The organism is Paenibacillus glacialis (assembly GCF_001637205.1).
In the GTDB taxonomy this organism is placed as follows: domain Bacteria; phylum Bacillota; class Bacilli; order Paenibacillales; family Paenibacillaceae; genus Paenibacillus_AQ; species Paenibacillus_AQ glacialis.
The window spans coordinates 26197-46712 of sequence record NZ_LVJH01000011.1; the positions used below are offsets into that span (position 1 = coordinate 26197).

General features: G+C 41.1%; 22 protein-coding genes, 1 tRNA gene, 1 rRNA gene and 2 riboswitches. Of the genes, 10 read left to right on the forward strand and 14 right to left on the reverse strand.

All coding sequences use genetic code 11. The features are described 5' to 3' along the window. Positions 1–49: 49 nt before the first annotated feature. Positions 50–556, reverse strand: a complete 507-nt coding sequence (locus PGLA_RS08520; RefSeq protein ID WP_068531586.1) for a YwhD family protein — start codon at positions 554–556, stop codon at positions 50–52. A gap of 153 nt (positions 557–709) precedes the next feature. Between PGLA_RS08520 and PGLA_RS08525 the strand changes: the two genes are divergently transcribed. The 6 genes from PGLA_RS08525 to PGLA_RS08550 all read left to right on the forward strand — a co-directional run bounded on the left by PGLA_RS08525 (position 710) and on the right by PGLA_RS08550 (position 6626). Next, entirely contained in the window at positions 710–2692 is a 1983-nt protein-coding gene (locus PGLA_RS08525) for a M1 family metallopeptidase (protein ID WP_068531588.1), read from the forward strand. A gap of 12 nt (positions 2693–2704) precedes the next feature. After that, positions 2705–3532, forward strand: coding sequence for a hypothetical protein (locus PGLA_RS08530; RefSeq protein WP_068531590.1), 828 nt, complete (start codon positions 2705–2707; stop codon positions 3530–3532). A gap of 357 nt (positions 3533–3889) precedes the next feature. Continuing rightward, positions 3890–4028: riboswitch (cyclic di-AMP (ydaO/yuaA leader) on the forward strand. A gap of 4 nt (positions 4029–4032) precedes the next feature. Then, positions 4033–4500, forward strand: a complete 468-nt coding sequence (locus PGLA_RS08535) for a C40 family peptidase (protein WP_068531592.1) — start codon at positions 4033–4035, stop codon at positions 4498–4500. Between the two features lie 302 nt (positions 4501–4802). Then, a riboswitch (cyclic di-AMP (ydaO/yuaA leader) is annotated at positions 4803–4937 on the forward strand. A gap of 4 nt (positions 4938–4941) precedes the next feature. Further along, positions 4942–5412, forward strand: a complete 471-nt coding sequence (locus PGLA_RS08540; protein ID WP_068531594.1) for a C40 family peptidase — start codon at positions 4942–4944, stop codon at positions 5410–5412. 229 nt (positions 5413–5641) lie between these two features. Further along, the gene (locus PGLA_RS08545) at positions 5642–6142 is read left to right on the forward strand and encodes a GNAT family N-acetyltransferase (protein WP_068531595.1); all 501 of its coding nucleotides are present in this window, start codon (positions 5642–5644) and stop codon (positions 6140–6142) included. A 127-nt stretch (positions 6143–6269) separates the two neighbouring features. Further along, complete coding sequence (locus tag PGLA_RS08550) at positions 6270–6626, forward strand: c-type cytochrome (protein ID WP_068531597.1); 357 nt, start codon at positions 6270–6272, stop codon at positions 6624–6626. Positions 6627–6771: 145 nt separating this feature from the next. On the opposite strand, the gene PGLA_RS08555 is transcribed toward PGLA_RS08550, so the two are convergent. Both PGLA_RS08555 and PGLA_RS08560 read right to left on the reverse strand, forming a co-directional pair. Then, positions 6772–7104, reverse strand: coding sequence for a 4a-hydroxytetrahydrobiopterin dehydratase (locus PGLA_RS08555; protein ID WP_068531599.1), 333 nt, complete (start codon positions 7102–7104; stop codon positions 6772–6774). Positions 7105–7209: 105 nt separating this feature from the next. Continuing rightward, on the reverse strand, positions 7210–7503 hold the full coding sequence (locus PGLA_RS08560) for a hypothetical protein (protein WP_068531601.1): 294 nt from the start codon (positions 7501–7503) through the stop codon (positions 7210–7212). 193 nt (positions 7504–7696) lie between these two features. Between PGLA_RS08560 and motA the strand changes: the two genes are divergently transcribed. Both motA and motB read left to right on the forward strand, forming a co-directional pair. Continuing rightward, entirely contained in the window at positions 7697–8488 is a 792-nt protein-coding gene (motA, locus tag PGLA_RS08565; protein WP_068531604.1) for a flagellar motor stator protein MotA, read from the forward strand. Next, positions 8481–9302: a flagellar motor protein MotB gene (motB, locus tag PGLA_RS08570; RefSeq protein WP_068531606.1), complete on the forward strand. Its 822-nt coding sequence runs from the start codon at positions 8481–8483 to the stop codon at positions 9300–9302. The genes motA and motB overlap by 8 nt, the downstream gene beginning before the upstream one ends. A 115-nt stretch (positions 9303–9417) precedes the next feature. Here the strand turns inward: motB and rluF are convergent, their stop codons facing one another. Next, entirely contained in the window at positions 9418–10119 is a 702-nt protein-coding gene (gene rluF / locus PGLA_RS08575) for a 23S rRNA pseudouridine(2604) synthase RluF (protein WP_068531608.1), read from the reverse strand. Between the two features lie 391 nt (positions 10120–10510). Here rluF and tadA point away from each other — a divergent pair, with 391 nt between their 5' ends. After that, entirely contained in the window at positions 10511–11011 is a 501-nt protein-coding gene (gene tadA / locus PGLA_RS08580; protein ID WP_068531609.1) for a tRNA adenosine(34) deaminase TadA, read from the forward strand. Between the two features lie 40 nt (positions 11012–11051). Then, positions 11052–11624 (forward strand): GNAT family N-acetyltransferase, encoded by a 573-nt coding sequence (locus tag PGLA_RS08585; RefSeq protein ID WP_068531611.1) that lies wholly within the window; start codon positions 11052–11054, stop codon positions 11622–11624. A 70-nt stretch (positions 11625–11694) separates the two neighbouring features. Here PGLA_RS08585 and PGLA_RS08590 read toward each other — a convergent pair whose 3' ends face one another. The 10 genes from PGLA_RS08590 to rrf form a co-directional block, all read right to left on the reverse strand. After that, entirely contained in the window at positions 11695–12771 is a 1077-nt protein-coding gene (locus tag PGLA_RS08590) for a hypothetical protein (RefSeq protein WP_068531613.1), read from the reverse strand. Positions 12772–12981: 210 nt separating this feature from the next. Then, entirely contained in the window at positions 12982–13134 is a 153-nt protein-coding gene (locus PGLA_RS08595) for a small acid-soluble spore protein P (protein ID WP_068531615.1), read from the reverse strand. A gap of 34 nt (positions 13135–13168) precedes the next feature. Continuing rightward, positions 13169–13513: a hypothetical protein gene (locus PGLA_RS08600; protein ID WP_068531618.1), complete on the reverse strand. Its 345-nt coding sequence runs from the start codon at positions 13511–13513 to the stop codon at positions 13169–13171. A gap of 101 nt (positions 13514–13614) precedes the next feature. Continuing rightward, positions 13615–13703 (reverse strand) — tRNA-Ser (locus PGLA_RS08605). Between the two features lie 97 nt (positions 13704–13800). Beyond that, positions 13801–15084: a serine--tRNA ligase gene (gene serS, locus PGLA_RS08610; RefSeq protein ID WP_068531620.1), complete on the reverse strand. Its 1284-nt coding sequence runs from the start codon at positions 15082–15084 to the stop codon at positions 13801–13803. 186 nt (positions 15085–15270) lie between these two features. Next, on the reverse strand, positions 15271–15855 hold the full coding sequence (pdxT, locus tag PGLA_RS08615; RefSeq protein ID WP_068531622.1) for a pyridoxal 5'-phosphate synthase glutaminase subunit PdxT: 585 nt from the start codon (positions 15853–15855) through the stop codon (positions 15271–15273). A 20-nt stretch (positions 15856–15875) separates the two neighbouring features. Then, positions 15876–16757: a pyridoxal 5'-phosphate synthase lyase subunit PdxS gene (pdxS, locus tag PGLA_RS08620; protein ID WP_068531624.1), complete on the reverse strand. Its 882-nt coding sequence runs from the start codon at positions 16755–16757 to the stop codon at positions 15876–15878. A gap of 118 nt (positions 16758–16875) precedes the next feature. Next, positions 16876–18279: a D-alanyl-D-alanine carboxypeptidase family protein gene (locus PGLA_RS08625; RefSeq protein ID WP_068531626.1), complete on the reverse strand. Its 1404-nt coding sequence runs from the start codon at positions 18277–18279 to the stop codon at positions 16876–16878. A gap of 141 nt (positions 18280–18420) precedes the next feature. Continuing rightward, complete coding sequence (guaB, locus tag PGLA_RS08630) at positions 18421–19878, reverse strand: IMP dehydrogenase (protein WP_068531629.1); 1458 nt, start codon at positions 19876–19878, stop codon at positions 18421–18423. A 415-nt stretch (positions 19879–20293) separates the two neighbouring features. Further along, a 5S ribosomal RNA gene (gene rrf / locus PGLA_RS08635) occupies positions 20294–20410 on the reverse strand. Between the last annotated feature and the right edge of the window lie 106 nt (positions 20411–20516).

Genomic DNA, 20516 nt, shown 5'->3' on the forward strand with positions numbered 1-20516 from the left:
ATGAGATCTTAGAATGCCTTTTTTCATGAGCAATGAATTTCGAATTGCCTTAAACCTCTAACGCCTTCTTCAATTCCTCAGGTGTAGCTGCCCACCACTCCTCATTACGAGTCATTAGCAGATTCTTAAGGGCTGTTTTGTCTTCCGCGTTCATTCCATCTAACAGAATTTTACGCTTCAATGCACCATCCAGCTTATTCACATGATCCGCTAGAATCTTATACCCTCTGCGAGCTTCCGTATCAATCCACATCTCACATGCCGTAGCTCCTCCGTAGAATTGCCCTTCCGCTGTGCGATCCACGGCTACCCATACAACCCATACTTGACGGCCATTCGGCACATCTTCGCGATTGGCAGAGAACTTAATACCCTTCTCTACTTTACTCTTCGCATGCATCGCGCCAACGTCCACCTTAGCTTCCCCTTGATCAACGATGATCGGTGATACATTGTTCAGGTCGATAGAACCCGAACCAAAACCCGTATGTTTACTCTTGCTACTTACAATATTCAGGGCAATTTGTTTCTTGCCGCCTTGTTCTTTGTTATCCATTTTATTATTGTCCTCCCACTACAAAACAGAAATAAAAACCCATATTTCTGACTCCAGCTATTAATAACTGTTATTCATTTTATTTTAACTAATAATTGCCGAATTGCAAACATATACATGCTGTAGATGCTTGTCAACGGGAGGTATTCATGTATGGCCCCATCTCGCTCAAAAATGATTGTAATAACGTTTGTCGCTCTATTTCTTCTTAGTGGAACCTGGTGGACACTTCTCAGGGAATCACCAGAATCAGATTCAGCTTATGCGCCTAATAAGGCCAAGCCTTCAGACAGCATCGTTCAACTCCCACAGAAAGAAAGTGTGCAGAACCCCACTGCAGAAGTGCTAAGTAAGCGAGTCGTGGAGTATCATCTTGATGTTTCATTAGATCCTGATGAGAAGGTACTGAAAGGTACTGAGACGCTAACCTGGACACATCCTGGAAAAAACACAGTCACAGAACTCTATTTCCACCTATATCCGAATGCATTCTCCTCCACGGACACCACCTTTATGAAAGAGTCTGGTGGTAGACTGCGGAACGACGTTATGCCTACGGATGGGTTTGGGTCCATGACCCTTACCGAACTTGAGACAGCCGATGGACTTTCCCTTATGCACCGCATTCAATATGTACAACCTGATGATGGCAATAGCAAGGACACAAGTCTTGTCAAAGTGCGCCTCCCACGACCTGTCAAAGGTGGCGAGAGCATCACTCTTAATATGAAGTTCGAAGTGAAGCTCCCTCAAATATTTGCCCGAATGGGTACCGCTGGTAACTTCGTTATGGCTGGACAATGGTTTCCCAAGATCAGTGTCTATGAACCAGCTGGCTTAAGAGGTAGAACGACGGAAGGTTGGAATCTTCATCAATACCATGGTAATTCCGAGTTCTACGCTGATTTCGGTATCTACAATGTTCGCATTCACGTTCCAGAGAACTATATTGTCGCTGCGACAGGGTTTCCGATTAAATCTGCGCAGTTTCTCAAAGGTCAGAAAATCTATCAGTTCTACGCTGATGATGTACATGATTTCGCTTGGTCAGCATCCCCTGACTTCATTGTAGCCGAGAAGCCATTCTCATCGCAGGAAGTACCAGGCGTTCGAATCAAGCTATACCTGGATCCTGCCCATAAGGATATGAAGGAACGATATTTCTATGCCGCTGAGGTCGCTCTAAAATACTTCAGTAAATGGTATGGTCCCTATCCTTACTCTACTCTTTCGATCGTTGTTCCTCCTGAAGCAGGAAACGGGGCGGGAGGAATGGAGTATCCAACCCTAGTTACAGCCTTTGGTGCTAAGAACGATTCACCTGGTTATGAACTGGAGCGAACCGTCATTCACGAAATAGGTCACCAATACTTCTATGGCATGATCGCTAGCAATGAGTTCGAAGAGGCTTGGCTTGATGAAGGATTCACTTCTTACGCCGAAGATAAGTTAATGGAGCAGGAATTTGGAATCATTCCCAACCTACCCATACAAGCAGCGATCATCTCACCCGCTACACTCACACAAGAAGCATGGAAATATGGTTCTCAGGATCATTATGCCCAGAATGTTTATTACCGTGGCAAACTGGTGCTGAAAGGCATCGAGCGGCAAGTAGGTAACCAGATGATGAACAAAATCATGGCTGCTTATACGAAGAAATATCGATTCAATCATCCTACTACACGTGATTTCCAACAAGTTGTGGAGCAAGTTACACATACCTCATGGAAAACGTATTTCAATCAATATGTATATGGAAAGCAGATGACCGACTTCGCCATTGATAATATCACTATACAGAAAAAAATTAGCAGTTCAGGGACACTGTATGAATCGAACGTAACCGTGAGTCGACAAGACGGTAATTACCCTAATATCCCACTGTTATTTACATTTGCCGACGGTCATACCCTTCAAAAAGTATGGAATGGCATCGGAGATAGCACCCAGTTCAGACTTCAGTACAAATCTCCACTATCCTGGGTCATGATTGATCCACAATACACCCTTGTGTTAGAGCATAAATATATCAACAACTATTTAAAGGCGGATCTCGACGTTAAGAAGGTATCCCGCTGGAATATAAGTGTCACCAAGTTGGTGGAAACGCTACTTGGAAGTCTATCCTGGTGAGGTGAGAGACGAATGAGGAGCAATATCGCCCATGGTTGGAAAAGTCTAAAGAATCAATTCTATGTCGTCATCATTCTATTTCTGTACCACCTACTATTTGGATACTTTCTATACCGTTTGGTGAATTCAGCGGTAGTGCCGTTACTTCAGCGCTATCCAGATCCACCTCCCACTGAATTAAGTCAGATCCTATTCTATGTTGAAGGACAACTAGATCTAACCCAAAGTACCACGGTTCACAACTACCTATGGATTCTGCTCGGCATGTTACTTTTCCGTATGTTTCTTACCCCATTTATTCATTCAGGGATATTCTACGGATTGCACCAAGAACGTAAAGGAGAGATGGGTGCTTTCTTCTTCCAAGGAATTAAACGTTGCTGGAAACCAGTCATGCTATTGTACTGGATCGAAACACTCCTGGTTCTCGTTCCCGCCTATTGGCTAATACCTAAGCTTCTTAATAAGATTGCCATGACTGGATTGATGTCTCCTTCTATATTAATACAAGCTATTCCATGGGTAGCTGGATGGTGTATATACCGTTATGTCATCCATCAGATCATTCTTTACATGCAGTTTGGCACAACAGGGGAGGTATCCATCTTCTCTTCTACTTGGATATGTTTACGCCATGTTCTATCTGTTATTGGGATCTCTCTCATCTTGGGTACCTTAAGTCTACTGCTATTCTGTCTATTTACTGGTCTCTCTCTTTTATGGACCGGAATACTTGCCCTCATCCTTCAACAGGCATACCCATTAATCACTTGTCTATTCAAAATGTGGAACATCACATCACAATATCATTTGTGGTCTGACAAGTTATCAAACAAGTAGAAACGGCTGCGCCGTCCTTCTCCAAGGACGGCACCCGTTTCAGCGGAAATATAAGGAATAGAGTGTCAAGTGAAACTAATACTTTCTTATATGGTGGATAGTCAATCCTTATCGCACTTGGTTTGACAATCCATCATATTTAAATAAATAATAACTATTTTGTTATCTCTTAAGCCCCTTGATATAAGAAGAACCCCACCCTTTTCAAGCGAAAAAGGTGGGGTTCTTCTTGTCCTACTATGCATTTATGGTTTGCCAAAGTGGAGATCCTCTGTTAAAATCATTTAGTAACAACTTTGTAATATATATAAGCTATTCTTTTCAATAAATAAAGCATTGTCGATTGTCACTTTCAGGTGTACGAAACAGCCTAATTCCTAGACACCAGGAAGCGGGGGATCCATTTTATGGGTGAATTGATCTCGCAACAAAGAGATCATAGGGGACCTTCAACCGAATCCTTAAGCTAACCTCGCAGGCATTGGAAGGGGAAAACGTATTTGAAGAAGAAACTAACTGCTACAGCCTTGAGCATAGCTCTTGCGCTGACCATAGGAACAGGTAGCGTATTTGCCGACTCAAAGATGGATTCCGTGATTGACCGTACTATTGGGGTTACTTATAAGACGGGTGGAACAACGACGAATGGATTTGATTGTTCTGGATTCACTCGGTATGTATTCTTGAAATTAGGCATGACTTTACCACATCAGTCTACAGCCCAATACAAGATGGGTACTGCCGTATCCAAAAGTCAGATGAGACCTGGAGACCTAGTGTTCTTTAACACATTTGGTAAAGGCGTATCTCACGTTGGAATATTCGTCGGTAGTGGAAAATTTGCACATGCATCTTCTTCACGTGGTGTTATTGTTAGCTCACTTTCAGAAAGCTACTACGCAAAGCGATACATTGGTGCTAAACGAGTTATGAGTACTTCGAAATATCAAGCTGCAGCTTACAACTAAAATAAAATATGGCATTATATCTTCAACCCGTAGTTGAGCCGAAATCTCACTGCGGGTTTCTTATATACTAAGACGTACGAAATCATAAAAAAGTTGACACTTTATCAAAAAAATATAATTACACTCGCAAAATCAAGTAAATGTAGTCAATCATTCTATGATTCTAGCGATAACTCCAAAAAAATATAACTATTCTGCATAAAAAATGATAGAAACAATTGCCAAATGTCCATCCCTTTGCTACAATTAACAACAGTGAGTTCTTAGTAACAACTTTGTCATAAACTTTGTAACTATTACGTTAATCATATCTGCCGAATTCCCGAAAGGGAAGTGGGGGAACCAGTCTTGGGTGAATTGATCTTGCAACAGAGGGATCATAGGGAACCTTCAACCGAATCCTTAAGCTAACCTCGCAGGCGACGGAAGGAGTTAACTTTTTTGAAAAAGAAATTAACAACTACAGTACTAGGATTAGCATTATTGTTTAGCATTGGAACTGGAAGCGCTTTCGCAGACTCTGCACTGGACAAGGCCATCGCTCCTACAATTGGTACTCCATACGAGGCAGCAGGAAACGATACGAATGGATTCGATTGTTCTGGATTTACAACTTACGTGTTCAATAAACTTAGTATTGATTTACCACGTCAATCTAGTTCACAGTACGGTATGGGAACAGCTGTTAGTCGTGATGATTTAAAAGCAGGCGATTTAGTATTTTTCAATACCAATGGTAGAGGTGTTTCTCACGTTGGGATATTTGTAGGTAATGGTAAGTTTGCACATTCCTCTTCATCTAATGGTGTCAAAATTAACTCTCTTAGTGAATCCTATTATGTTACCCACTATGTTGGTGCTAAGAGAATTATGAGTAACGATACATATGAATCTGTCGCTATCGACAAATAGATTATTTACTACCGGCCTGTGGAAGAGATTTAATAAATCTCAACTGCAGGTTTTTTCAAAATATAAAAAAGTATAAGTTTCACTTCATACTCTATTCCTTATATTTCCGCTGAAACGGGTGCCGTCCTTGGAGAAGGACGGCGCTGCCGTTTCTACTTGTATGTGTAATCGTCCATACTAATCATCACCCGCCTCGTTGAAAAGTAAACAAACAGAAAGGATCCTCTATATGATCACTCCGCACTTTATCATTACACTTATGACACTTGAACATGCACGTGCTATATCTGAATGGGATTATCCCGCTCCCTATAACATATACGGCTGGATGCCCTGGAAACAAATGGTGGACCTTCGCGTTGAATTTGCCGATCCCGTTCTTCGTGCAGAGCAGTATGCTTCTATTATCTATGAACACGGAGAGTTATGCGGGTTTGCACAATTTTTCCCGTTAGTAGGTGTAACTCGACTCGGCATCGGTATGCGTCCCGATTTATGCGGACAAGGGATGGGTAAATCTTTTGTGCAATCTATTGTTAATGAAGCAGCAAACCGGAAACCACAGGATGAAATCGATTTAGAGGTTCTTACATGGAACAATCGTGCTATTCAGGTATACCAAAAGGTAGGGTTTGAAATTACAGACAGTTATGAGCGAATGACTCCAGATGGTAACAAGCCATTTTATTGTATGGTTTTCAGACAAATCTCTGATTTCCATGATAAATAGCATAGTATTAGAAGATTATTGAAACAAATATTGGTATTTCGGTCTTTTTTTTGACACAAATACTATGCTGTGCGTTCAGCATCCGTTATAATATAATCATCAGCTTACATAAGAAAGGAAGAAAAATATGCAAAAATATATCATGAGCGGTTTCTTTTTTACTGCGTGTATTTTGGCGCTTGTACTTATTTTTACCCTACCTGGTAAAGAAGAAGTGGCAAAGGAAGCAAAACCTAGTATGCCAGAAGTGGTATTAGATGCTGCCGCTGCCGAAACACTAGTTAAAGCCAATTGCATATCTTGTCATGGTGATCAGCTACAAGGTGGCGCAGGTCCAAATCTACAAAAGATTGGTAGCACCCTATCCCCTGAAGAGATTTATTCACTTGTAGGTAAAGGTAAAGGAATCATGCCTGCCTTTAAAGGGTCACTTAAAGAAGAAGAAATTGCCAATGTAGCACAATTCTTAGCAACTAAAAAGTAAACCACATGACCAAGTAGACCCGGCTGCGCCGTCCCTCTCCAAGGACCGCACCCGTTTTTCGTGGAAATATAAGGAATAGAGTATCAAGTGAAAACGGGAACCTTCCAAATGAAGGGTTCCCGTTTGCTGTGAGGACGTCCATCCTCTATTTATTCTTCATAACCTCTACTTCACATTCTCTCTCTTCTGGACACATTTTTTCAAAGGCTTCATTATACTGTTGTGCTTCTTTCATATCAATAGCAGTAAGGTATCCTACATCCCATGAGGTGAGTCGCAGAATAACCGTCTTATAGTCAATAGTGATCAGGGGATGATGGTTAAAGGCTTCGGAAATCGTTGCAACTTCATCTACGAAAGCAATACCTTTCATAAAACTATAAAAAATATATTTACGTTCGATAAAGCGCTCCTCAACCAATGTCCACCCCTTAAGCAGATTCAAATGTGCAGACACTTGCTCTTTTGTATACGTCACTCTTTAGGCTGCCCCCTTTTACATAACTACATCGTCTTCCTCTGGATTCACAGATATGACTCATTGTATTCATACAATAATATAATCATGCGCAACATTTATCTTTTAGACTAACGCTACAAATGCAAGTTCAGTATCTCCAATAAGAATATTGATACGGTGAGTTTCCGGATCATGCATGACAATCCCACTTCCTACCGTAATGACAGGGTTTGTACCTAGTCCGTAGAATACATCCTCCGCTAGAGCTTCCATAACCTCGTTCTTATCCTCATCCGGTAATTGAACCCATTCTTCTTCTTCCATCTCAAAAAACACATAACTATCTTCAATTTGTCCTATAGCCACTGTTAATTCTTTATGGATTTCATGATAATCGCGACCGTGTTTAACACCCATATTGTACCCCTCCATTTCGTATGTTCGCAGAGCTTTTATGATTCATTTCATTATACAGGAAAATAGCCCTTAAATAAAAAGCCCATTCTGACGATAAATAATATAATGCGTCTCTTGTGCGACAGCCCATCATCAATTTTTCATATGGCAGCATGAAAGGATTCAATTCTATTTCTCATGGATGAGGTGTACAATGGAAATTTCAACACTTATTGGCTTAATTCTAGGTATTGTCTCTGTACTAGTAGGTATGATACTCAAAGGGTCACCATTGACTGCGCTTTGGGTACCCGCTGCTTATGTTATTATTTTGGGAGGCACTGCAGCAACGCTCTTCATTGGATTTCCTATGAATGAGCTCAAAAAAATCCCAAAACTGCTTAAAATAGTTTTTGTGAAACAGAAACTCATGGATAGAATCCAAATGATTACGCTCTTCATGGAGTGGGCTTCCATTACAAGACGTGAGGGACTACTTGCACTTGAAACAAAGGTTGAAGAAATTAACGATGATTTCATGCGTAACGGTATGCGGATGATTATTGACGGTAATGATCAGGATTTCGTCCGTGATGTCTTAATGGAAGATATCAATGCGACAGAAGATCGTCATAAGGCTGGGGCTCTTATTTTCTCCCAAGCAGGTATGTATGCTCCTTCACTTGGAGTGTTGGGTGCTGTTATTGGTCTTATTGCTGCATTGTCCCACATGGAAGACATGGCGGAACTTGCCACAGCAATCGGAGCAGCCTTTATTGCCACTTTGCTTGGTATCTTCTGTGGTTATGTATTATTCCACCCTATTTCTAACAAACTTAAACGTCTATCCAAGAATGAAGTGGAACTTAGACTTATGATGCTTGAAGGTCTATTGTCCATTCAATCTGGTGTATCTACCATCGCTATTAACCAGAAGCTGTCTGTCTTCTTAACCCCTGCTGAGCGTGCACAAATGAAGACGAAGGAGGATGGTTCAAGTGAGTAAAAAGGCCAGACGTCATGAGCACGAAGAACATGCGGACGAGTCATGGTTACTCCCTTATGCGGATCTTCTCACTCTACTTCTAGCTCTTTTTATTGTTCTATATTCAATGAGCGCAACCGATGCCAAGAAGTTTGAGGAGATGAGTGAAGCGTTCAATGCAGCTTTCACTTCTGGAACGGGTGTCCTAGACTACAAATCACCGATTTCAAGTACTCAACCTACTTCTCAAGCTACGGCAACTCAGAATGATAAAGATATAACTTCCAAGAAGGACAAGAAGAAAGATCAGCAAGCACTCCTCATTAAGCAGGAACAGATCGATTTAGAAAAGCTAAAAAAACAAATGGATCAGTATATTCAAAAGAGTGGACTTACAAATCAACTCGATACCAAGCTTAATCAGTCTCAACTCATGATTACCATTAGTGACACAGCGCTATTTGCTTCTGGTAAGGCTAACGTAAAACCTGAATCAAAACAATTAGCCGCAGCCATATCTGAAATGTTACAGCAGTTCCCTGATTATGAAGTCGTTGTTTCAGGACATACGGATAATATTCCTATTTATAACATCGATTATGAATCGAACTGGGATCTAAGCTCTGCTCGGGCATTACAATTTTTAAAAATATTACTGCTGAACACCAATCTTGATCCTAAAAAATTCACGCCTGTTGGTTATGGTGAATATCATCCAATCGCAGAAAATAGTACAGCCGTAAATCGAGCTAAGAATCGCCGCGTAGAGGTATCTCTTATTCGTAAATACCAAGATAGCACCCAACTCATGAATATTTCGGGTTCTAAGGAGTAACAACAAATAAAACGCCCATTCTCAATGGGCGTTTTTCTTTTGATCTATAGCGAATTATCAGACCTTATACTACTCAGACTGATAATGCATCCGACCTATATCATCAATCAAACTCTTATTCAAGCGTATAGTTCAACATGCTCCCAAGATCCTGCTTCTCTTCAGCTGTTAAGTCCCACCAAGTTCCCACCGGATGATCACCCAGTTCAATATTCATAATTCGCACACGTTGAAGATCAGTGACTTCATATCCGAATGCTTGACACATCCGACGAATCTGCCTATTCTTGCCTTCTGTCAGAATGATACGAAATCTCCGTTCTGATAATTGAGTTACTTCGCAAGGTTGAGTCATCTCACCTAATATTCTTACACCTGATGACATTCCTCTCAAAAAGGAATCCGTAATCACTCGATCTACGCTTACTAAATATTCTTTCTCATGTTTGCCTTCTGCTCGTAAAATTTTGTTTACGATATCTCCATCATTCGTCATAAGAATTAAGCCTTCAGAATCCTTATCCAATCTTCCGATAGGGAAAATACGTTCCGAATGCCCTATGAAATCGACAATATTGCCACGAATATGTAGCTCTGTTGTACAAGTAATACCAATAGGCTTATTTAGGGCAATATAGAGATGACGCTTCTTAGAAGCCAATGGCTCACCGTTAATTCGTACGTCATCGCCGTACTCGGCCTGACTGCCGAGTACGGCTAACTCTCCATTGATAGTCACTTCGCCATTCTCTACCTTTTTGTCCGCTTCTCTACGAGAGCAGAACCCAGTCTCACTAATGTATTTATTAATCCGCACGGTTCTATTCCCCTCTATGTTTAGTTATTCTAATCGATGACTTATTCATAATCTTTGATAAACGTATTATACATATATGCGTTTATGATATAATTTCGTTTGCGATCATCTTCATATCCCCATGTACTCATGTTATCCGGATAGAAGGAATAATAATCAAATGGCTTGACCCATCAAGCTTATTATCTCATATATCATACCGCTAACCCTGAATTTTGAAAAGCTTGAACAATCTCCACAAAGTTATTAACATATTAACAGTTTTATATTTTATATGTGTATAAGTTTGTTGATATATTCTATCTTATACACAAAGTTATGCACATCATGTTAACAACAGATCATTTGTTCGATGAATAAACCATTTTTTATAGAGGAGGATATTTATAAAATGAGTTATCCACAAAATAATCCCCAGTTTAATCTTTCTATAGATCACAGTGTACATGAACATTGGATGCGCCAGGCCGTTCTCTTAGCACAAGAAGCTGAGAACCTCGGTGAGGTTCCGATTGGAGCCATTATTGTCCGGGGTGATGACATCATCGGACGCGGATATAATTTAAGAGAACAGACGATGGATCCTACCGCACATGCAGAAATGATTGCGATTCGTGATGCTAGCCAACAGCTCGATGCCTGGCGTCTTCTAGAGTGTAGATTGTATGTTACCCTTGAACCTTGCCCTATGTGTGCTGGAGCGATCGTTCAGTCCCGTGTTCCACAGGTTATCTACGGTACAACAGATCCCAAAGCAGGATGCGCTGGTACATTAATGAATCTTCTTCAAGAACCACGCTTTAACCATAGAACAGATGTCATCTCAGATGTATTACAGGAAGAGTGCTCTCAATTGCTAACTAATTTCTTCCGTCGACTTCGTAATAAATAATGAATTACGGATACCATTACCGATCCAGGAGGTGACCCCTGTGAACCTTACTTTTTATGATACGATTAGTGGCATATATTTACGTCCATTACAGAAAGACGATAGTCGATCTTTATTAGACCTACGCATCCTTACACGCAGCGTATATGCCGCCTATGAGCCTCGACAATATGAAAGCTTCTATACGCTCCATGAACAGCAGCAGCTTATTCTCCGTCGTATACACGATGCTGAGAATGATCATGCCTATATGTTTGGTATTTTTAATATGAATGGCAAGCTCATCGGCCAAATTACCCTCTCTAATGTCGTTCGTGGTGTAGGTCAATTTGCCGATGTAGGCTATTTCATTGATCCCGAAGAAAAGAATAAAGGATATATGACTGCTGCATTACATTTGATCCTCAAGTATAGCTTTCAATCGCTCGCGCTTCATCGAATCCAAGCTGCCATTCTACTCGACAATCAGCCTTCGCGTCGTGTGCTTGAGAAAGTTGGATTTCAACCCGAAGGCATCGCTCGTCAATTTATTAAAATAAACGATCAATGGCAGGATCATCAAACATTTGCTATTCTTGCCGATGAATATCCAATAGCGAATACCTCGAAGTAAAAGCATCTTCTACAATGAAAAATAGCCCCGCACATGAAGTGCGGGGCTATTTCTCTACAAGGAAATATTATTAATTTCCAAACGCTTGTTGAAATTGTTCCATTGTAAGAACGTTAGCCGCTTCAGGAATACCAATGACGAACGTTTGTTTTTCATTAATCTTGTTGTACTGAGATGAACCCTTCAGTGCAAGTTTAACATCTTGTTTGGTTTCAGGATCATTGAGTTCAATATTCATCACGACATCCTGATATGCTGGAAATCCTTTTTTATTAATCGCAGTATTGACGCTAAAGGTGTTAACCTTCAAGTAACTTTTCAATTCCTCAAGGGCTTTATTGAACTCATCTTTATTAGCAGTGTTCAGTTCATCCTTAACTGTTTTGATATCTTCAGCAGTCACGCCAAGCATTTCTTTGTACTCATCTTTCTCAACAATAGTAAGAATATTAGGCAATACTTTCTCAACTAAGATCGTAATTGCTTCTTTTACATTATCATTCGTAATATTAAATTGTGCGACTTGTTTAGCTTCTACGCCTTCAGGAAGATTCGCATCCTTAACGGCGATATCTTTAAAGTACTTAGCTCCATCAAATTCTGTAAAGAATGCGCCAGAAATTTCATTCGTTAGCTTCTGCGTTTTCTTAGGATCGATAGCATCTAGATTGAATTCAGTACCTTCTTCTGCTGCAAGTTTTTTAAGATCCAATTCTACATACTTACCAACTACAGTCTCTGGTAAAGGTAGCATAGGAATACTTGGAACTTTAATATAAACTTTTTCCTTAGTCATCACCATCGGAATGTTAAAGCTCATAGCCATGTCACCTTTAAGATTCAAACCCAACGTTAATTCTGTTTGCATTGGATCCAATTGATATACACCATCAACCGTTAACTCGGCATTCTTAAGCATACTCATTACTGTCCCAGAAACACTATCATTCCCTGTTAATTCTGGCGCATTAATTTTCAAATCCTCAATAACTACCTTACTTTTCATTTCATACGAAGTCATCGTCATCGCATTGCCCGCAGCGCTTTGTAACGCCTCTTTCGGGTCCTGCTTACTGCCACAACCTGATAGTACGACTGTCATTGCTAAGAACAATGATAGCCCTATGGCTGTAAATTTCTTATTCATTTGGTTCTCTCCCCTCAGTCTTTGTAACTTTAGTCACTTTCTTAATCATAAACTAATTCTCGTTTTAGCGAAACACTTTATGGAAAATAATAACGTAAATTTTAACATTATAGTGGATTTATTGTTGTTATCCCTTTTCCAACTTAAAATAACACCTTAGCAGTAGCACTAAGGTGTTATCAAATAAATCCTTTCCTTATACACTCAGGTTTAGCCCTCTTTGTTCAAGTGACTCACATGATTATGGTTCTTCACTTTCTTAGACCCTGAGAGTGGTTCTTGTATGGCATTAGATTCATTATCATTTCGACGCTGGTGTTTCTCCTGTGCTTCGGGAACAGGAATCGCTTTTGGCTTACTCACCCTTGTTCACCCCATTCGAAGGATCCCATCTTTCTTAAGACGGGTCAGTTACATCATGTAGCGATTGAGCACATTCATGAATATGTCGTGTATAATCCCCTGCTAAATTCTGAATAACGTCCGTATGCTCATCTACCGAGCGACCATCACGCTCCACATCAACAAGTTGTACACCGACCTCACGCGCATCCTTATACGTACATTGGAAGTCAAAAGAGTACGCTTGCCTGCCAGCCGTACCAATGTTGATTCTGATGCTGTTAGAGTCGGCCTCATCGGCAACTACTAAAGCCCGGTCCGACGGGTGAAGAACGCTTGGCAATGTAGACTGCCACGCATCTACAAGTTGATTTTGATTCAATTGAAAATCTTGGCTCATGAAGAACACCTCCCCTTCACTATAAGTTGTGAAAAGAGGCATTCTTTTATACAAAAAAACCACTCTCAATTACTGAGAATGGTTAGTAAGTTTAATTGTAATGGCGGAGAGGGTGGGATTCGAACCCACGTGGAGTTGCCCCCTAACGGTTTTCAAGACCGCCCCGTTATGACCGCTTCGGTACCTCTCCAAAAAGTTATTCAGTTGTTTGCGATAAGCAATTAATCTCTAACAACAAAAATTATCTTATCACAACTGAATACCAAAAGGCAAGCTTTTTTTAAAATTTATTTTTTTGCAGCAATAACCTTGACGTTTCCCATGTAAGGCTGAAGCACTTCAGGGATGAGAACACTGCCATCTGCTTGCTGATAATTCTCAAGAATAGCAGCAAAAGTACGCCCAACTGCCAATGCAGAACCATTCAATGTATGCACGAATTCTGGCTTAGACTTCGCTTCCGGACGGAATCGAATGTTAGCACGACGAGCTTGAAAGTCCTCCGTATTGGAGCAAGAGGAGATCTCACGGTACATGTCACTCTCTGGAAGCCATACTTCAATGTCATAGGTCTTCGCAGCTGAGAAGCCCATATCTCCTGTACTAAGAGCTAGGACACGATACGGAAGCTTCAGAAGCTCTAGTACACGTTCTGCGTTCGCAGTCATCTTTTCCAACTCTTCATAAGAGGAATCTGGGTGTACAATTTTGACAAGCTCAACTTTGTTGAATTGATGTTGACGAATGAGCCCGCGCGTGTCTCTACCTGCAGATCCAGCTTCTGAACGGAAACATGAACTATATGCCACGAAACTCTTTGGTAAATCATCCATAGTCAAAATCTCATCGCGGTAATAGTTGGTTACTGGCACTTCAGCTGTTGGAATAAGATAATATTCCGAATCTTGAATCTTGAACAGATCCTCTTCAAATTTTGGAAGCTGCCCTGTGCCACGTAGACTATCCCCATTTACGATATAAGGAGGAAGCATTTCTTCATAGCCGTGTTCACTGCTGTGCAGATCCATCATGAAGTTAATAAGCGCACGCTCTAAACGTGCTCCCATGCCTTTATAGAAGGTAAAGCGTGAACCGGTTACTTTAGCTGCTGCTTCAAAATCAAGTATCCCTAGATCCTGCGCAATGTCCCAATGTGCTTTCGGTGTGAAATCAAATGCAGTAGGTTCCGACCAACGACGTACTTCTACATTATCAGCTTCTGACTTACCCAAAGGTACCGATTCATGCGGGATGTTAGGTAGAGCCATCGTTAAGTCTGCAATGCTAACTTCAAGTTCTCGAACTTCCTCATCGAATGCTTTAATCTGGTCTGACACTTCACGCATTTCGATAATTAGCGCCTCTGCATCTTCACCATTCTTTTTAAGCTTTGCTACTTCACCCGATACCGTGTTTCTACGGCTCTTTAGCGTTTCGCTTTCTTGTAGCAGTTCTCTACGGCGTCCATCTAGTCTAGGGAAATCTGCGATAAGCTCGGGTGATTTATTCCGATTCTTCAGTGCTTCTTCCACCCTAGCAAAGTCGCCGCGCAATATTTTTACATCTAACACAGGTATACCCTCCTCAAGAAAAACAACCTCGACCCCTTGGTCAGATAGATATTCCCCTAGCATCCACTTGTAGACGGATCCTCATACCCGGAGAAAATCTATCTGATGTTCATCAGTCATATTCATCAAAGAACGATAACTGATATCCATTAAAGGTCAAGGTGTTCTTATCTTCACTCTGTAAATTTAACTAATTGAAGCATTGTGTGCTCTAATCATATCCACAAAATATTGATGGAGACGATAATCATCCGTCAACTCTGGGTGATATGAAGAAACTAACAAATGCCCTTGCCTTGCCGTAACGATCTCATCTTGGTATGTGGATAGAACTTCCACTTCATTACCCACGTTTGTTATTAATGGTGCCCTAATGAACACCGCTCTAACAGGTTCATCAATACCTTTGACGCCTAAGTCGGTCTCAAAGCTCTCACGTTGACGGCCAAATGCGTTACGAGCGACAGTTATATCCATCAACGCTAAGTGTGCTTCATCTTGACCTTCAATTCTCTCAGCAAGGACAATGAGCCCTGCACATGTCCCAAATATAGGATTACCATTTTCCGAGAAATTACGAATAGCTTCAATAAAACCATACTTACGCATGAGCTTACCTATCGTCGTACTCTCACCACCAGGAATAATAAGTCCCTGAACATCTGCTAACTCTTCGATCTTTTTCACGGTCACTGCCTCAGCACCCGCAAGTTCAATACTACGAATATGCTCTGTGACAGCTCCTTGTAATGCTAATACTCCAACTTTCATATCCCTTTAAACCTTCTCTCTTACCAGCCGCGATCCGACATACGCTCGGAAGGTTTTAAAGATGAAATCTCGATACCTTTCATTGGGGCACCTAAATTCTTAGATACTTCAGCAATTAATTTATAATCACGGAAATGTGTTGTAGCTTCAACAATGGCACGTGCGAATTTCTCTGGATATTCGGATTTGAAAATACCAGATCCTACAAATACGCCATCTGCACCTAAATGCATCATTAACGCTGCGTCAGCTGGTGTAGCAACACCACCTGCTGCAAAGTTAACGACAGGTAATTTACCTAGCTGTTGAACTTCAAGCAATAAGTCATGGGCAACACCCAAGTTCTTAGCTTCAGCATACAATTCGTCCTTCGACATATTCTGTACTTTACGGATTTGACCGTTAATGTGACGCATATGGCGTACAGCTTCAACGATATTTCCTGTTCCTGGTTCTCCTTTGGTACGAATCATGGAAGCACCTTCGCCAATACGACGTAAAGCTTCTCCTAGATCTTTCGCTCCACATACAAAAGGAACCGTGAAATCCCATTTATCAATATGGAATACTTCATCTGCTGGTGTTAGCACTTCACTTTCGTCAAGATAATCTACACCAAGTGACTCTAATACCTTTGCTTCTACGAAATGACCAATACGTGCTTTTGCCATAACTGGAATAGATACAACTTTCATAACTTCTTCCACTATAGTAGGATCTGCCATGCGAGCAACACCACCAGCTGCCCGAATATCAGAGGGAACTCGTTCTAAAGCCATGACAGCTGTCGCGCCTGCTGCTTCTGCAATTTTAGCTTGTTCTGCATTCATGACGTCCATAATGACGCCACCCTTTTGCATTTCTGCCATACCTCTTTTAACCCGAGATGTTCCCGTTTCCATGTTTACGCCTCCTGAAATATATATGGTCAGTCCATTCCCTTCATATACTAATAAGCTTCGCATAATAGGTGGAATGGACGGTAACTCCAACACGATTGGACCCTAATCTATATTGATATTAAAAAAGATTCTTGATTCCGTCAAACAAATCGACGAATAAATCTTTAATAGCTCGGAACAATAAGCGGAACCATCCGCCTTTTTCCACTTCATCAGCTGTTACCAGATTGACCGTCTTCTCCTGAGCTTCACCCATGCCCTCAGCTTTATAGGTATAAGTGATGGTACCTACTTTGGTACCTTTAGCAAGCGGAGCTACAAGCTCGTCTTTATTCAGAAGAGTAACCTTGGATGTAATTGCAGGGTTTTGTGTTCCTTTTGGTACCATGAACTTAACATCTAAGTCCGATACCACACCTACAGTTGTTTCCACGCCCTTCTTCACGGGTACAGTTTCAGTTCCCACTACGACAGACTTAGGTGCAACTACCTGTTTGATCTCAAAGTTATTAAATCCGAAATCAAGCACTTTCTTCGTTTCAATAAAACGAGCAGGATTTGTCTCAGCTCCCATAACGACACTGATCAACCGCATGCCATCTCTTTCTGCCGTACCCGCAAAACAGTTCCCGGCAGCAATCGTATGACCTGTTTTCAATCCATCTAACCCTGGATACGCATAAGCCTTAAAGTTCGTAATATCTTTATTGGCTTCCAACATCCAGTTATAGTTAATGATTGGCTTACTATCACGTTCACGGAATGGGTACGATTGTATCGCCGTGAATCTCGCAAAGTCAGGATGATCTTGTACGATGAACTTCGCGAGTAAAGCCGTATCCATCGCAGACATTACTGTCTCACGATCTTCACTTGGTCTGTATTCAGCTGGCATGTCTGCCCGACTCAATCCCGTGGAGTTAATGAAGAATGCTGTCTTCATTCCCATACGTTTGGTCTGTTCATTCATCAATTGAACAAATGCTGCTTCAGAACCTGCTACGCGTTCAGCTAAAGCTACAGTAGCATCATTCGCTGACCCTACAGCCATAGCTATGTATAATTCCTCAACCGTATGTTGATCTCCTTCTGCCAAGAAGATACGTGATCCCACTGTTTTTGCTGCATTTGGTCCCACCGTAACGATGTCATCCCATTTAAGCTTCCCTTGCTTCACTTGGTCTGCCACAATGTACTCTGTCATCATCTTAGTCATACTAGCAGGTGGCAACGCCACGTCACTATTGAGAGATAACAGAATCTCTCCCGTTGTAGGTTCGATGAGTACCGCTGATTTCACTTGTAATCCCAAACTCTTTACATCTGGAATCTTTACTGCCTTAGATGGGGTAACTGCTTTCGTAGCATCCGTCGCTGTTACCTCTGTCTTCGTTGTTGCTTCCCCTTCTGCTAACACCACGAGTGGTAATGAGGACATACATAACATATTTATAAGCATAACCGAAGCTATACTTTTCTTAAGCCATTTGCGTCTACTTATTCTTACTACCTTGTGTTTCAAAGCATATAAGCTCCTCTCTATCCTTAACTATCCATTGCTTATTCTATTCTAACACAGCATATTCATCAAAAAAAGACAGACAGAACGAATTTCGTCCTGTCTCTTGTAAGAAAATTGTATTTTAATATACGTTTATCACAATTAAACCGAGTAATTCGGTGCTTCTTTAGTGATTTGAACATCATGTGGATGACTTTCACGTAGTCCAGCACCTGTAATACGGATAAATTGCGTATCATTACGCAGTTCGTCTAGTGTTTGAACACCGCAATATCCCATACCAGAGCGAAGGCCCCCAATTAGTTGAAGTATTGTATCAGACAGTGGCCCTTTATAAGCCACACGGCCTTCAATACCCTCAGGTACCAGCTTTTTATCGTCATCTTGGAAATAACGATCTTTACTTCCTTGTTTCATAGCACTGATCGATCCCATTCCACGGTACACTTTATATTTACGTCCTTGATAAATTTCTGATTCACCAGGACTTTCTTTAGTACCCGCAAACAAGCTACCTAACATAACTGCATGTCCACCAGCGGCAATAGCCTTCGTAATCTCGCCTGAGTATTTAATACCTCCATCGGCAATAATCGGAACCCCATACTCCTTAGCTACCAGAGCACAATCATATATTGCCGTAATTTGTGGAACACCGATTCCAGCAATAACTCGTGTAGTACAGATAGAACCTGGACCGATACCCACCTTAACAACAGATGCACCAGCTTCAATCAAATCACGTGTTGCTTCACCTGTTGCTACATTACCTGCAATAATGGTGAGTTCTGGATGATTGCCACGCAGTTCGCGTACAGCATCAATAATATTAATGTGATGTCCATGGGCAGAATCTATCGTGATAACATCTACACCAGCTTTAACCAGAGCTTCTGTACGTTCTAACGTGTCTTTGGAGATACCAATCGCTGCCCCAACCAAAAGGCGGCCTTGAGCATCCTTAGCGGCGTTAGGGAACTGAATTGCTTTCTCAATATCCTTAATTGTGATAAGACCTTTAAGGATATTGTTTGAATCCACTAATGGAAGTTTCTCGATCTTATGTTTCTGCAATAGAACTTCCGCTTCTTGAAGCGTCGTTCCTACTGGCGCAGTAACCAAATCTTCCTTAGTCATCACGTCGCTAATCTTAATGCTGTAATCATGTATAAATCTCAAGTCGCGATTCGTCAAAATACCGACTAATTTATTATCCTCATTCACGATAGGTACACCAGAAATACGGAACTTAGCCATTACTGCTTCAGCATCAGATACCAGATTATCCGGTTTTAGTGAAAACGGGTTTGTAATAACCCCACTCTCAGAACGTTTAACACGATCTACTTCCTCAGCCTGCTGTTCGATCGACATATTCTTATGGATGATGCCGATTCCACCTTCTCTAGCAATCGCTATAGCCAGAGCAGCCTCCGTCACTGTATCCATACCCGCACTAATGAGGGGAATATTCAACTTCACATGCTTACTTAATCTTGTGGACACGTCCACTTCCTTAGGTAGTACCTCTGACTTACGTGGTACTAGTAGTACATCATCAAAAGTTAATCCTTCTTTACCAAACTTATCTTCACGCACCTTGTGTGGCCTCCCCTAATTTTCATAAATAAACCAAATAAACCCTTATAAATAAAGCTAAAAATGCATTTCCTGAAAATATATTATTGCCATCTTAGCAAAGGGGGTTGGGGCTGTCAAGAACATCAGTAAGGTTTCCCTTATATATCATTCCCAAGTCTTTGTGTAACTAACACTGTCCACTGGTAGAGGACACTTCTTGAAAGTGAAAGGGTTTACATCTATCCGTTTAAGTATAAAATCCCTATTCCTTAGTGAGAATACAACAGAAATTAAAGTCAAGTTATTGGAAAACATAATCACTTTTCTGTAAAAATATACACTTTCCTGAACCGTTAATTTCTCATCTCATAAAATAAATTTCATAAAGCATAAAAAAACCACCGTTGATCGAAATCAACGGTGGTCTTTGTGTGCTTGGCGACGTCCTACTCTCCCAGGACCCTGCGGTCCAAGTACCATCGGCGCTGGAGGGCTTAACGGTCGTGTTCGGGATGGGTACGTGTGGAACCCCTCCGCTATCGCCACCAAACGTGATTTTTCTCGTCATCATATTTCTTGAATTACTCCAAGTGAATATCAATCTCTAGAAAAAACTTCAGCTTTATGCTGTTATACAAGGTTTAATCCTTGAAAAC

Bases quoted from the DNA above. Each gene is read 5' to 3' on its own strand.
- PGLA_RS08520 (WP_068531586.1), bottom strand. From the start codon at position 556: ATGGATAACAAAGAACAAGGCGGCAAGAAACAAATTGCCCTGAATATT.
- PGLA_RS08525 (WP_068531588.1), top strand. From the start codon at position 710: ATGGCCCCATCTCGCTCAAAAATGATTGTAATAACGTTTGTCGCTCTA.
- PGLA_RS08530 (WP_068531590.1), top strand. From the start codon at position 2,705: ATGAGGAGCAATATCGCCCATGGTTGGAAAAGTCTAAAGAATCAATTC.
- PGLA_RS08545 (WP_068531595.1), top strand. From the start codon at position 5,642: ATGATCACTCCGCACTTTATCATTACACTTATGACACTTGAACATGCA.
- PGLA_RS08550 (WP_068531597.1), top strand. From the start codon at position 6,270: ATGCAAAAATATATCATGAGCGGTTTCTTTTTTACTGCGTGTATTTTG.
- PGLA_RS08560 (WP_068531601.1), bottom strand. From the start codon at position 7,503: ATGGGTGTTAAACACGGTCGCGATTATCATGAAATCCATAAAGAATTA.
- motA (WP_068531604.1), top strand. From the start codon at position 7,697: ATGGAAATTTCAACACTTATTGGCTTAATTCTAGGTATTGTCTCTGTA.
- tadA (WP_068531609.1), top strand. From the start codon at position 10,511: ATGAGTTATCCACAAAATAATCCCCAGTTTAATCTTTCTATAGATCAC.
- PGLA_RS08590 (WP_068531613.1), bottom strand. From the start codon at position 12,771: ATGAATAAGAAATTTACAGCCATAGGGCTATCATTGTTCTTAGCAATG.
- PGLA_RS08600 (WP_068531618.1), bottom strand. From the start codon at position 13,513: ATGAGCCAAGATTTTCAATTGAATCAAAATCAACTTGTAGATGCGTGG.
- pdxT (WP_068531622.1), bottom strand. From the start codon at position 15,855: ATGAAAGTTGGAGTATTAGCATTACAAGGAGCTGTCACAGAGCATATT.
- pdxS (WP_068531624.1), bottom strand. From the start codon at position 16,757: ATGGAAACGGGAACATCTCGGGTTAAAAGAGGTATGGCAGAAATGCAA.